Origin of the sequence: Insolitispirillum peregrinum, assembly GCF_900156605.1 — a bacterium.
Taxonomy (GTDB): domain Bacteria; phylum Pseudomonadota; class Alphaproteobacteria; order Rhodospirillales; family Rhodospirillaceae; genus Insolitispirillum; species Insolitispirillum peregrinum.
Window position 1 is genome coordinate 1 of the sequence record NZ_FTOA01000012.1, and the last position, 12463, is coordinate 12463.

The 12463-nt window shown below is 62.9% G+C and carries 10 protein-coding genes; 1 reads left to right on the plus strand and 9 read right to left on the minus strand.

The window, feature by feature from the left end; translation table 11 throughout:
- The first annotated feature begins 518 nt into the window (after positions 1-518).
- A complete protein-coding gene (locus tag BW995_RS19325) occupies positions 519-1637 on the plus strand; it encodes a THUMP domain-containing class I SAM-dependent RNA methyltransferase (protein WP_076402079.1) in 1119 nt (372 codons plus the stop codon).
- Between the two features lie 40 nt (positions 1638-1677).
- On the opposite strand, the gene BW995_RS19330 is transcribed toward BW995_RS19325, so the two are convergent.
- The 9 genes from BW995_RS19330 to BW995_RS19370 all read right to left on the minus strand — a co-directional run bounded on the left by BW995_RS19330 (position 1678) and on the right by BW995_RS19370 (position 12153).
- Entirely contained in the window at positions 1678-3690 is a 2013-nt protein-coding gene (locus tag BW995_RS19330) for a methyl-accepting chemotaxis protein (RefSeq protein WP_084195015.1), read from the minus strand.
- Positions 3691-4000: 310 nt separating this feature from the next.
- Positions 4001-4777 carry an ATP12 family chaperone protein gene (locus tag BW995_RS19335; protein ID WP_076402080.1) on the minus strand — a complete coding sequence of 259 codons (777 nt, stop codon included), beginning with the start codon at positions 4775-4777 and terminating at the stop codon, positions 4001-4003.
- Positions 4778-4810: 33 nt separating this feature from the next.
- Complete coding sequence (locus tag BW995_RS19340) at positions 4811-6919, minus strand: AsmA family protein (RefSeq protein WP_076402081.1); 2109 nt, start codon at positions 6917-6919, stop codon at positions 4811-4813.
- 39 nt (positions 6920-6958) lie between these two features.
- Entirely contained in the window at positions 6959-7639 is a 681-nt protein-coding gene (locus tag BW995_RS19345; protein ID WP_076402082.1) for an HAD-IA family hydrolase, read from the minus strand.
- A 12-nt stretch (positions 7640-7651) separates the two neighbouring features.
- Entirely contained in the window at positions 7652-8638 is a 987-nt protein-coding gene (locus BW995_RS19350; protein WP_076402083.1) for an RluA family pseudouridine synthase, read from the minus strand.
- Positions 8635-9018: a fluoride efflux transporter CrcB gene (gene crcB / locus BW995_RS19355; RefSeq protein WP_076402084.1), complete on the minus strand. Its 384-nt coding sequence runs from the start codon at positions 9016-9018 to the stop codon at positions 8635-8637. The genes BW995_RS19350 and crcB overlap by 4 nt, the downstream gene beginning before the upstream one ends.
- The gene (locus BW995_RS19360) at positions 9015-10328 is read right to left on the minus strand and encodes a replication-associated recombination protein A (RefSeq protein ID WP_076402085.1); all 1314 of its coding nucleotides are present in this window, start codon (positions 10326-10328) and stop codon (positions 9015-9017) included. Before BW995_RS19360 ends, crcB begins: the two co-directional genes overlap by 4 nt.
- 4 nt (positions 10329-10332) lie before the next feature.
- A complete protein-coding gene (locus BW995_RS19365; RefSeq protein WP_076402086.1) occupies positions 10333-11739 on the minus strand; it encodes a DegQ family serine endoprotease in 1407 nt (468 codons plus the stop codon).
- A gap of 54 nt (positions 11740-11793) precedes the next feature.
- Positions 11794-12153: a 5-carboxymethyl-2-hydroxymuconate Delta-isomerase gene (locus tag BW995_RS19370; protein ID WP_076402087.1), complete on the minus strand. Its 360-nt coding sequence runs from the start codon at positions 12151-12153 to the stop codon at positions 11794-11796.
- Positions 12154-12463 lie beyond the last annotated feature (310 nt).

The window sequence follows — 12463 nt, forward strand, 5'->3', positions numbered from 1 at the left end:
CTTGGCTTAAGGATGTGTGCGACAACTGCTCAACTGATCGAGCAACCGCCCACGCATCCCTTCCGTCTCTTCACGATGTCAAACAGCGAACCGTTGCCGGCGAGCCCCGAAGGCCCTGAATTTCTTGACCGTTTGCCTCTCTCGAAGCTCCCCGTCAGCGGGAGGTCGGTTTCTACCGCTGCATCAGCAGCCTGTCAACCGTTTTTTTTCATCGCTTCGTCACTTTTCAGTTCGTCGCCGCAGCGTCCAACCTCATCGTTCCGAAACCGCTCACCGTGTCCGCCAGACCATTGTCACAATCGGCTAACCCGTTGAACTTCCCGGCGTTTTCAGCGTCGTTGCCGTCGCCCTCATCGTCGGGAGGCGCTTTGTACTGCCGCAGACCAACACCGTCAACACCTTTTTTCAAAAAAGTTCAAATCGCCCGGAAAACCCGATACGAAAAGCGGTACCCACGCGCGGCCTGATGATCTACACCTGCTGTTTCTCCACACCGATATAAGGACGCCAGACAGGCGATGAGCGCTGATTCCGATTTTGAAATTCTGCTGGTGACGGTTCCCGGACTGGAGGCCATTCTGTGCGCAGAGGCCAAAGCCCTCGGCTTTCGCTCTCCGGCGGTGATGACCGGCGGCGTCACCGTGCGCGGAGACTGGCGGGATGTCTGGCGGGCGAATCTGTGCTTGCGCGGCGTCAGCAAGGTGCTGATCCGGGTTGGCAGCTTCCCGGTGGCCCATCTGGCGCAACTGGACAAGCGTGCCCGCCGCTTCCCGTGGCAGGACTTTCTGTCTCCGACGGTGCCGGTCCGCGTCGAAGCCACCTGTAAGGCATCGCGCATTTACCATGCGGGCGCGACCAAGGAACGCATCGAACGCGCCATCACCGAAGAACTCGGAGCCCCGATTGATGAGGATGCCGACCTGTGCATCAAGGTTCGCCTGCACAATGACCTGTGTACCATCAGCCTTGATAGCTCGGGCGACGGCCTGCACAAGCGCGGCCACAAGGAAGCGGTCAACAAGGCCCCGATGCGCGAAACGATGGCCGCCCTGTTCCTGCGCCAGTGCGGCTTTACCGGCACCGAGCCGGTCTGTGACCTGATGTGTGGGTCCGGGACCTTCCCGATCGAGGCCGCCGAGATTGCCGCCAACCTGTGGCCGGGGCGGTCGCGGCACTTTGCCTTTGAGACTCTGCCGAGCTTTGACGCCTCTGCGTGGCAGGCCCTGAAGGACAGTGCCAAACCACGTCAGCCGACCCATCATTATTTTGGCAGCGACCGCGACCCCGGTGCCATCCGCATCAGTCAGGAAAACGCCGAGCGGGCGGGGGTCAGCGCCTATACAGACTTCCGCCACAGCACCATCAGCGAGGCCCAGCGCCCGGACGGCCCGCCGGGTCTGGTAATTCTCAATCCGCCCTATGGGACTCGACTGGGGGACAAAAAGAAGCTCGGTGGCCTGTATCGCAGCATTGGCCAAACCCTGAGCAGTCGGTTCCAGGGCTGGCGAATCGGGCTGATCACCAGCGACCAGAGTCTGGCCAAAGCCACCGGCCTGCCCTTTACCACTCCGCATGCGCCGGTCCTGCATGGCGGCCTGCGCGTGACCCTGTACACTACGTCGCCGTTGGCAGAATAAACATCAACAGGCCCGCGAGTCGCCTCGCGGGCCTGCATGATTACAGACTGCGGATATGGGCGAAGAACTCGTCCACCTGCGCCCGCATCATTTCAGACTGGCGGGCCAGTTCCGCCGCCGCCGCCAGCACCTGCGTGGCACTGTCGCCGGTTTCACGCGCTCCCTCGGTGACGCTGATCACGCTGTTCGAGACGTCCTGTGTGCCGCGCGCCGCTTCGCTGACATTGCTGGCAATCTGGCGAGTTGCCATTCCTTGTTCGTCCACCGCCCCGGCGATGTCCTGCGCCAGCGCGTTCACTTCCCCGATCACGCTGCTGATGTCGCGGATGGCACTGACCACGTCGCCCGACACCCCTTGAATGGCGGTGATCTGAGCGGCAATCCGACTGGTTGCCTGGGCCGTCTGGTTGGCCAGCCCCTTCACTTCGTTGGCAACCACCGCAAAGCCCTTGCCCGCATCGCCAGCGCGAGCAGCCTCGATGGTGGCATTCAGGGCCAACAGGTTGGTCTGACTGGCAATGGTGTTGATCAACTCGACAATCTGGGAAATGGTCCCGGTCGCTTCGACCAGCGACTGAACCGTCTGATCGGTCAGGTCGGCCGCCTGCTGCGCGCGGGTGGCAACGGTCTGCGACTGCATCACCCGCTCACTGATATGCGCAATCGAGGTCGCCAGCAGGTCGGTCGAACTGGCAACACTGCGCACATTGGCCGATGCCTGTTCCGTCGCGCTGGCAGCACAGGTTGCCTCCAGCGCCGACCGTTCAGCGGTGGTGGACAGGGCTTGCGCCGTTGCTTCCAGCTCGGTTGCCGCCGAGGTGACTGTTCCCAGAACACCGATCAGCTCGCGGTCAAAGGCCTCAAGCAGCGCCTCCATCCGGTGTGTTCTCTGTTCCAGAGCCTCGGTGGTGGCCTGCTGAGCCTCCTCCAGACGCTGGCGTTCCTGCGCGTTATGCCGGAAAACCACCACCGCCCTGGCCATCTCCCCGACTTCATCCCGCCGTTCGGCACCGGGAATATCACTCACCATGGTGCCGTCAGCCAAAGCCTTCATCGCTCCGGCCATCGCCAGCAGCGGCGTTGCCAGCCGCCGCTTCAGCATCTGGCGCATCACCACCACCAGCAGAACAGACGCCAGCAGCGCAGCCACTCCGACCGACAGGCTGAACTGTTGCAGCGGCTCGAACGCCTTGCTCTGCGGGATGGTCAGCGCCAAATACCACGTCACGTTTGGCAGATGGATGGGGAAAAACTGGATCAGATCATCGCCAGCAGCCCCGCTGGCATCCTGCATTTGCGCGGAAATGGTCGGTGTCAGGGCGGGATACAGCTCCTTCAGTGGTTTGTTGATCAACTCCATGGTCGGATGGATCAAAATGTTGCCATCGGCATTGACCACAAAAGCCTGCCCCGACGGGTCAAGTTTGGCCTCGGCCAACATCCCCACCAGATCGCGGATGGCAAAATCAACCCCGGCGACCCCTTCCAGCGTGCCAGCGCGCATGATCGGAGCCGCAGCGGTCAGCGTCAGAGCCTGCGACGAAGCCCCGATATAGGGCGAGGTGATCACCGCCTTGCCGTTCTTTTGCGCCAACTGGTACCAACCCCGCTTGCGCGGGTCATAGCCTTCCGGCTGTTTGCCAGCGGGCGAGCGGAAAAAGGCTCCGTCTGCCTGATAGCCGACATAGGCCATCTCGAAATTGCTGCCCAACACCTGCGAGGTCAGGGCTGCCTGCATCCGTGCCCGGTCGCCGTCCTTTTCGACCACCTGTGCGGCCAGCTCGGTCAGGGCAATCCGGGCCTGTAGCCAGTTCTGGCTGTTCAGGGCCGCCGTCGCCCCCACCGTCGCCATCTTGTCCTGCAAGGCAGCCCGCAGAGCACGATGCTGGTAGAGGTTGTTATAGACGGTGAACAGGACAAAAACGAGGATCACCACCGCCGACAGGATCAGCAGCAGGCGTCCAATGATACTTTTGTAAGCTGAAGGCTCTCCGGTGTGGACAGCATGGAAAACGACGGGAATTTCATCCCGTTCCGCCTGAATGACACTCATTCTCTCAAGGCCCGCGTTGTTTAAGACAATGCTGATGCGGTCCTCGGCAAAGATGCTTGTTTTGTTTCTTTGCATCCAGCCGGAGACTGCTCCCCTTAGGCCCCTTATGTTTATTTCGTATAGTAGATCATATTTATCAGGAAATCCGTCAATCTATTTTTATTATGATAACATTATACATGTATTTATATAAGACAAACGCCCCAACCTGCCAGTTGGGGCGTTTGTCGCCTGATCACGGAAAACACTCTCCGTTTTCAGTGCCACATTTTCTGGGCCGGTGACCGTCAACGGTCACCTTGAAAATGCTTTAGCCCTGCGAAGAGTCGCAGCGATGATGTGCAGCACCGGAATCACTGGCGCCCTCCCCGCTCTGGCTACGAGCCAGCAACAAGAATTGCGACGCCGACGCCAGTTCCTGCCGCAGCCGCTCGCGCCGGTCGTCGGCTTCCCAGTCATGGCCCCACTGTTCGGCCTGATACAGCTCGTCCACCACCGCCACCGTAAAGGCCTGTTCGGCGTTCAGGCGGCCATGGATCACCGCCAGTCCAACCAGCAGCGATGAAACCCCCGGTGCGATGACCTGAAAGGCCGCCAGTTCCTCGGGGCTCATCGCCGCCAGCGCGGCGGCGATCGCCGCCCGCACCGGTTCTGGTTGGCTGACCGGCATGATGCCGCTGGTCTGCTGCCAGCTCACCCCGAAACGCTCGGCGGCCCACTGGGTCACCGGCGACCAGGCGGCATGCTGGCGATCCACCAGATCCTGCGGACCATCGGCGTAATAGCACAGGGCATCACCGTCGATATGGGCCAGCAGTTCATCTTCAATCGCCGCCCGCAAGGGCACCATCCGGTCCTGAGCGGTATTGGCCAACTGGGTCAGCGGCATCGAGAACGGGTCGAGGAATTCCCCCTGCGCCCGCCATTCGTCCGCCACGCCCTCGGCCAGAGCCTGGCTACACAGGCGGAGCACATTCTTTGACGGAGCCTTGACCGGGCGGCCATCAAGGGCAATGCCATAACCACCTTCGGGCAGTTCCACCACTGCCACCTCTTTCCAGAACCGCCGGGGACGTTGCGTTGACACCGCTACTCACTCCTTCATCAAAAATCGGCGCGGTTACTGGCCGAACAGCCCCCCCAGTCCCTTGGTCACGCCGTTCAGCACTCCGCTGCTGCCGCTTTGTTTAGCGTCTTTGCTGCCGCTTTGGGAAGAGCTGCTTGCGGCCTTTTCGCCCAGCGCCACCTTGCACGGCTCGGCCTCCTGACTCGAACGGTCGATCAGGGCCTCGGCCAGCAGACTGGTTCCGCCGGTTGCCAGCGCCCCGACCACCGAACCGACGTTACGCATCACACCTTCGGCATCAATGCCGATTTTGGGGTCGGCATAGGTGCCTTGCAGACGGATCATCTCGGCCAGCTTGCCTGCCGAAATGCCGACGCCCTCACGGGCATAGGGACGCACGGCGATATCCAGCGTTTCCGCTCCCAGCTTGCTTTCCCCCGACGACACCACATTCATTTTGGTGGTCTGGAAGGCAATCTGCTTGTCCCAGGTAGCAACGCCATTGACGGCTTTCAGGTTGACCACCCCACAACTGAGATCGGTATAGGGCTGGCGTTCACTGAACGGGTTCATCCGTTCCGAAATCTGGTTGAGGATATCGGCCCCGGCCCAGTCGAGCAGCGAGTTGTGGATTTTTCCCTCGCCCACCGTCACCAGCACCGAGCCATTCAGCGAGCCAGCCAGTGCCGCCACGCTGTTGCCTTGCCCGACCAGCTTCAGTTTGGCGCTGGTCGGCGAGCCGGTCAGCAGGTCCGGGCGCTTGATCTGCTCGAACAGCTTGCCCAGGATCACCTTGTCGGCAGTAATCGTCAGGTCGGCTTTGGCGCTTTTGCCGCCTGAGGCATCAATGACACCTTCGGCCTTCACCTGCCCATCGCCCAACCGTGCCGCCACCGGAGCCAGCTTCAGCACGCCATTGCTCAGCGTCCCTTTCACCGAAATCCCGGCAATTTCGATCCCGCTGGGCAGAATGGTCTTGTCGATCGCCAGATCCACCACAGCATCGGCCAATTTCAGCGACGACAGCGGCAAGGGATCGGCAGGCAGCACCCGACCTCCCTTGGCTTTTTCCTTCGGTGATCCGGCATCCAGCCCCTTTTCGACCGCCTGTTTCGCCTGCGCGGCCTGTTCGGGCAACATCTCCTGCAGGTCCAGCAGCGGAGCCTGCACCGTGGCCTTCACCTGCGGGCGCGCCCCGTCCAGCGCCACGCTAACATCACCTTTGGCGCTGCTTTTGCCGACCGTCAGCGACAGGGCGCTGGCAGTCCATGCCGTGCCGCCGCCCTTCAGTTGGGTGGCAAGGGTCACCGGCGGCATTTTGGGCAGCTCACCGACCAGCGGCTTCAGCCCGTCAAGGCTTTTGGCCCCCAGCGTCACCGCCAGATCAACCCCTTTGGCCGCCATCGGCTCGGCAATGCTGCCCTTGGCACCGAGATCAATCCCGGCCAGCGTTCCGGTCAGGTCAATCGGATAGGGGGCCGTCCCGTTCAGGGCTGCAATCGCCCCGACGGTGCCGGTCAGCTTGAACGCAACCGCCCCATAGGCACCATCAAGGGCGATTTTCAGCGGGTCAGAGGTGCCCTTGGCATCGGCGCTCAGGCTGGCAAGGCTGAGGATGTCTTCGGTTCCGGCATCCAGATCACGATAGATCACCCGCGCCTGTTCAATTTTCACCGATTGCAGGGCTGGCAGCGGCATGGCCCCGGCAGGAGCAGGAGTGGATGCAGTGGAAGCGGGAACGGGCGTGCTGGCCGGTGGTGCTGCCGGTTTGGCGGTGTCAAAGCTCCAGTTGACCTTGCCACCCTTCTTTTCCAGCACGATGGTCGGCTTGATCAGCACCAGACGGGTGACATTCAGCGTGCCGCCCAGCGCCGCCATCAGGTCTACTTCGGCCTCGAACCGCTCGACCCCGACCATCGTCGGAGTGGCGCTCCACGGGGCATTGGCAAAGGACACCCCGTTGACCACCACCGCAGGCGTCAGGCCGATCGACAGCGACAGATCGCCCTTGATGTCCAGTTTGCGGCCCGTTGCCTGCTCGACCTGAGCCGCAATCTCGCCCTTGTACTTGTTGACATCAATCGACATCAGCAGAGCAGCACCGGCTGCCCCCACGACGACGATACCGCCACCGACAATGGCCAGAATCGTTGTAATCCGCATGGGATGTCCCCTTTGCCTGGGGCCACCCCATGCCGGTCCTCAGCCCGGGGTGGCCGTGAGAGAGGAAACGGCGGCGGTCAGACCGTCGAACGTTTCCAGCACGATATGGGCACCGCTGCGCCACAGGTCATCAGGGGCATGGTTGCCCCACGAGACGCCAACCGCCCCGACCCGCGCCGCACGCGCCATTTGAATGTCAAAGGTGGTATCGCCCACCATCACTGTATGGTGGGGTTCGCATCCTGTATTAGCAAGGGCTTGATGAATCATCGACGGATGCGGCTTGCCCGGTCCGTCATCGGCGGTGTGCAGGGTAACAAAGCATCCCTCGAACCCGTGACGCTCGACAAAGCTGTCCAGCCCACGACGGCTTTTGCCGGTGGCCAGCCCCAGCAACCAGCCCTGCCCGGCCATCTCCGCGATGATTTCGCGGGTGCCGGGGAACAGGTGTTCCTGATGGTCCGGCGACGAGCGCAGGGCCATGAAGGCCTGTTTGTAGTGCTCGGCCACCTGTTCATGGATATCGAGCGGATGGTCTGGCAGCGACTGCGCCACCGCTTCGACCAGTGACAGCCCGATCCCGCGCCGGACACAGGCCTCGGGCGGTCGGGTCACCCCGACCACATCACAGGCGGTGTGCATCGCCTGCACGATATTGTGCAGACTGTCCACCAGCGTCCCGTCGATATCGAGCAGCACCAGCCGTAACGGATCGCCCATCACCAACACCCCTTACACATCATCATCATCACGGGCAAAAACGTCGCCAGCCCGGTCGATGTCAAAATCAAAGAACTCAAAGCTCTCTTCCATGTGCTTGGGCAACGGTGCCAACACACGGATGCGGCCGCCTTCGGGGTGCGGGATGTCAATCGCCCGGGCGTGCAGATGCAGTTTGCGCGAGACCTGCCCCTGCAACTGCTTTTCCGGGTCGCCATACTTGCCGTCACCGGCCATCGGCGTGCCCAGATAGGCCATATGCACACGCAACTGGTGGGTACGACCGGTGCGCGGTTCCATCTGCACCCAGGCAACTTTACGGGCGGCGCTGTCGATCACCTTGAAATCGGTGACGGCGGTCTGGCCTTCATAGGGGTTGACCTCCATCCGCTCGCCATGGGCGCCTTCCATCTTGGCAATCGGAGCCTTGATGGTGCCATCCGGCGGGTTGGGCATTCCCACCACCAGACCCCAGTAAATTTTACGGGCGTCACGGCTCTTGAACGCCTTGGCCAGCGCGGCGGCAGCCGAAGCGGTGCGCCCCAGCACCAGCACGCCAGAGGTGTCCTTGTCCAGACGATGGACCAGCCGGGGCCGTTCGGCGGCATCAAAGCGCAGCGCGTCCAGCATGCCGTCCAGATGGCGGGTCATACCGGTACCGCCCTGTGTCGCCAGCCCGGCGGGCTTGTCGATCACCAGCACCAGATCGTCCTTGTACAGCACCCGGCCTTGCAGCATGGCGGCGTCTTCGGCGGCAACGGTGTCGCGGACCTTCGGCGGCGGCGCATCGGACAGGTCGCCCAGCGGCGGAACACGGATGGTCTGCCCGCGTTCCAGACGCTGGTTGGACTTGGCGCGCTTGCCGTCCACCCGCACCTGACCGGTCCGCAACAGCTTTTCCAGACGACCATGGGCCACCTGCGGGTAATGGCGCTTGAACCAGCGGTCCAGACGCAGGTCGCCTTCGTCAGCGGCCACGGTCATAAGCTCTACAGTCATAGTACTCCCCAACGGACAACCGCCAATCCCGCGTACAGGGCTGCAATTCCCAGCCCCACCGATACGGCGCCATAAAGGCAGGCCAATACCACATCGCGATTGATCAGGGTGACCATATCCAGCGAAAAAGTCGAAAAAGTGGTGAATCCCCCCAGAATGCCGACGAACAGAAAGGCCCGTAACGGTTCCGGGAAATTGAACTTGCGGGCAGCCAGCTCGGCCAGCACACCCATGATGAACGACCCCAGCAGGTTGACGAACACCGTCCCCCACGGGAAACCACTGCCCAGCCAGCGCCCCAGCAGGGTGACACTGACATAGCGCAGCAACGAGCCAAAAGCGCCCCCGGCGACCACCGCCGCCATCACCGGAATGTTCATTGCTCCTCCTCGCTGCCGGCCGCCTGCCTGCGGGCGCGCAGCTTGTCCCAGTAGGTCAGACGCTTGCGGATTTCCCGTTCAAAGCCACGTTCCGGCGGGTCATAAAAGTCCTGCCGTCCCATGCCCTCGGGGAAGTAGTCCTGACCGGAAAAGCCGTCTGGCGCGTCATGGTCATAGGCGTAGTGTGCCCCATAGCCCATGTCCTTCATCATCCGGGTCGGCGCATTCAGGATGTGCTTGGGCGGCATCAGGCTGCCGGTCTGCTGTGCGGCCTTGCGCGCCGCCTTGTAGGCGCGATAGGCCCCGTTTGACTTGGGCGCGGTGCCAAGATACAGCACCAGTTGCGCCAGAGCCAGTTCGCCTTCCGGGCTGCCCAGCCGTTCATAGGCTTCCCAGGCGGCGATGGCCTGGGTCAAGGCCGCCGGGTCGGCCAGTCCGATATCCTCGACCGCAAAGCGCAACAGGCGACGCAGGATATAGCGCGGATCTTCGCCGCCTTCCAGCATCCGGCACGCCCAGTACAGCGCCGCATTAGGGTCCGAGCCGCGCAACGACTTGTGCAGGGCGGAAATCAGGTTGTAATGGCCTTCGCGGTCCTTGTCATAGACCGGAGCCCGCTGCTGGACAAAGGTCGCCAGTGCCGCCGCGTCCAGCACCGGCGTCGCCCCGGGCAGGGCCATCAGCTCTTCGACCATCACCAGCAGATAGCGCCCGTCACCATCGGCCATCGCCCGCAGGGCGGTGCGGGCATCGGCATCCAGCGGCAGGGGACGGCCCGCCGATTGCTCGGCCCGCTGCAACAATCCTTCCAGCGCCGCGTCGTCCAGCCGGTTCAGCACCAGCACCCGGCAGCGGGACAGCAAGGCGGCGTTCAGCTCGAACGACGGGTTTTCCGTCGTCGCCCCCACCAGCACCACCGTGCCATCTTCGACATAGGGCAAAAAGCCGTCTTGCTGGCTGCGGTTGAAACGGTGGATTTCGTCGATGAACAGCAGGGTGCCCTTGCCATCCTTGCGGCGGGCACGGGCGGCCTCGAACACCTTGCGCAGATCGGCCACGCCGGAAAACACCGCCGACAGCGGTTCAAAGTGCAGGTCGGTCTGATCGGCCAGCAGGCGGGCAATGGTGGTCTTGCCACAGCCCGGCGGCCCCCACAGGATGAACGACCCCAGCCGGTGCGCTGCCACCATCCGCCCCAGCGGACCATCCGGGCCGATCAGATGGTCCTGCCCGACCACCTCGGCCAGCGTCTGCGGGCGCAGACGCTCGGCCAGCGGGCGGGGGGCGATGGCGTCAAACAATCCGGCCATTGCCTTAACCGACCTGAATGTTCAGCACGCGGTCCCCGCGCTGGATGCTGATCAGCCAGCGGCTGGGCGTCCGTTGCAGCAGGTCGGTCACCTCCTGCACCGAACGTACCGGTTTGCCGTTGATTTCGCGGATCACGTCGCCCGGCTCGATCCCGAGGTTGGCGGCATACCCGTCACGCCGCACCGCCGTCACGATCACCGTATCGGGGACATAGGCCCGCTCCAGCTCTTCGGACAGCGCCGGATTGAGGTTCGCAACCTTGATCCCGGTCAGCGGCGTGCGCCCTTTGATCTCGGTTTCCGCTCGGTCCGGACGATCCGGGGCCGCTTCCAGCGGCATGCGCAGCGAGACTGCTCCGCCCTTGCGCAGCACCGACAGGGTGACGCTTTCGCCCACCGGACGGGTGGCCAGCCGATAGCGCAGGTCGGCCGGATCGGCCAGATCAACCCCATCGACCGCCGTCACCACGTCGCCAATCCGCAAACCGGCGGCTTCGGCCGGGCTGCCCTTGGCAATGCCGTTGATCAATACCCCGCCCGGCCGGTCAAAGCCCAGCGAAGCGGCAATGTCACGCCCAACCCCCTGCCCGGTGACGCCGACCCACGGACGGATCACCTTGCCACCATTCAACAGGCCATCGACCACCGTGCGTACCATGTCCGCCGGGATGGCAAAGCCGATCCCCATATAGCCGCCATCGCGGGTATAGATCGACGAGTTGATGCCCGCCAGCTTGCCATCCAGCGTCACCAGCGCCCCGCCCGAATTGCCCGGGTTGATCGCCGCATCGGTCTGGATGAAGGCGTTAAAGCTGTTGCCACCGGTATGACGGCCCAACGCCGACACAATCCCGCTGGTCACCGTCTGACCGACACCAAAGGGATTGCCGATCGCCAGCACCAGATCACCGACCTCCAGCGTTTCCATGTTGCCCAGTTGCAGGGTCGGCAGGCCGGTCGGGCTGTCCTTCAGCCGCAACACCGCCAGATCGGTCCGTTCGTCCGACCCGATCAGCTCGGCCTCGAACTCTCGGCGGTCTTGCAGCACCACGGTGATTTCATCCGCGCCTTCGATAACGTGATTGTTGGTCACCACGATGCCGTTGGCCTGAATGATCACCCCCGACCCCAGCGAGTTTTCCACCCGCTGCTGCGGCACCCCTTGCGGCAGGCGGTTGCCAAAGAACTGGCGGAACAGCGGATCATTGAAGATCGGTGGCAACGAGCGGGTGCGCACCGTCTTGCGGGTATAGATGTTGACCACCGCTGGCGCCGCCTGTTTCACCACCGACGCAAAGGACAGCGAAATTTGCTCGCGGCTTGACGGAACCTGTTGAGCCTCGGCCGTGGGGGCGATGGCCGCCAGCAAGGCCAGCCCGAACAGCCCCCCCAGAACAGACGTGCGTTTCATGATGTCCTCATCAGATGACAGACAGGGAATGACAAACAGGGAAAGCGGAAAGACCTACTTGAAATAGAGGGCGGGCGGCATGTCGACCAGCCGGACCGAGGTTTCCACCCGCAGCCCTTTGGCTTCGGCCACCGGAGCCACATGCTGGCGCAGCAGGGCCAGAGCCTCGGAGCCAACGGCGGTCAGCACCTCGGGCGTGCGCCCGGTCAGCAGGCCGATATCCAGATGCGCCATGTCCCGATCAGCGGCACCGTCAGCGACATACACCTTGTCAATCACCGCCACCCGGCTTTTGCAAGCCGCCAGCGTGGCGTTGGCTTTTTCGATCACCAGCGTGTGCAGGCTGGCAAACAGGCTGGCGGTATCGAGGGCGTCGGCCATCTCACGCGAACATTCCAGGCGAATCTGCGGCATCAAGGCATCCTTTCATGCAAAACCCCGCCCACCGTCTCGGCATTCTGGACGGCGCACCGTGCCTGTTAGCATACCAGCCGGGCGGTTGGATAGTCGCCTGAGGATATGAGGAGCCTTGCAGAAAAAGGAAAGGCCGGGCGCAAGGCCGATCGGGGGACTGTTGGTTAAAAACAGGAAAGCTGGCAATGATGCCCCCCGACATTCCGGCTTGAACGAACAGAAACGCCGCTGGCCCGGCCCTCTTCCCGGTACGACGGCATGAAAAAAGCCGCCCGAAGGCGGCTTTTTCCAGTACCGGACAGGCGCAAAC

Bases quoted from the DNA above. Each gene is read 5' to 3' on its own strand.
- BW995_RS19365 (WP_076402086.1), bottom strand. From the start codon at position 11,739: ATGAAACGCACGTCTGTTCTGGGGGGGCTGTTCGGGCTGGCCTTGCTG.
- BW995_RS19350 (WP_076402083.1), bottom strand. From the start codon at position 8,638: ATGACTGTAGAGCTTATGACCGTGGCCGCTGACGAAGGCGACCTGCGT.
- BW995_RS19360 (WP_076402085.1), bottom strand. From the start codon at position 10,328: ATGGCCGGATTGTTTGACGCCATCGCCCCCCGCCCGCTGGCCGAGCGT.
- BW995_RS19330 (WP_084195015.1), bottom strand. From the start codon at position 3,690: ATGAGTGTCATTCAGGCGGAACGGGATGAAATTCCCGTCGTTTTCCAT.
- BW995_RS19370 (WP_076402087.1), bottom strand. From the start codon at position 12,153: ATGCCGCAGATTCGCCTGGAATGTTCGCGTGAGATGGCCGACGCCCTC.
- crcB (WP_076402084.1), bottom strand. From the start codon at position 9,018: ATGAACATTCCGGTGATGGCGGCGGTGGTCGCCGGGGGCGCTTTTGGC.
- BW995_RS19325 (WP_076402079.1), top strand. From the start codon at position 519: ATGAGCGCTGATTCCGATTTTGAAATTCTGCTGGTGACGGTTCCCGGA.
- BW995_RS19345 (WP_076402082.1), bottom strand. From the start codon at position 7,639: ATGGGCGATCCGTTACGGCTGGTGCTGCTCGATATCGACGGGACGCTG.
- BW995_RS19340 (WP_076402081.1), bottom strand. From the start codon at position 6,919: ATGCGGATTACAACGATTCTGGCCATTGTCGGTGGCGGTATCGTCGTC.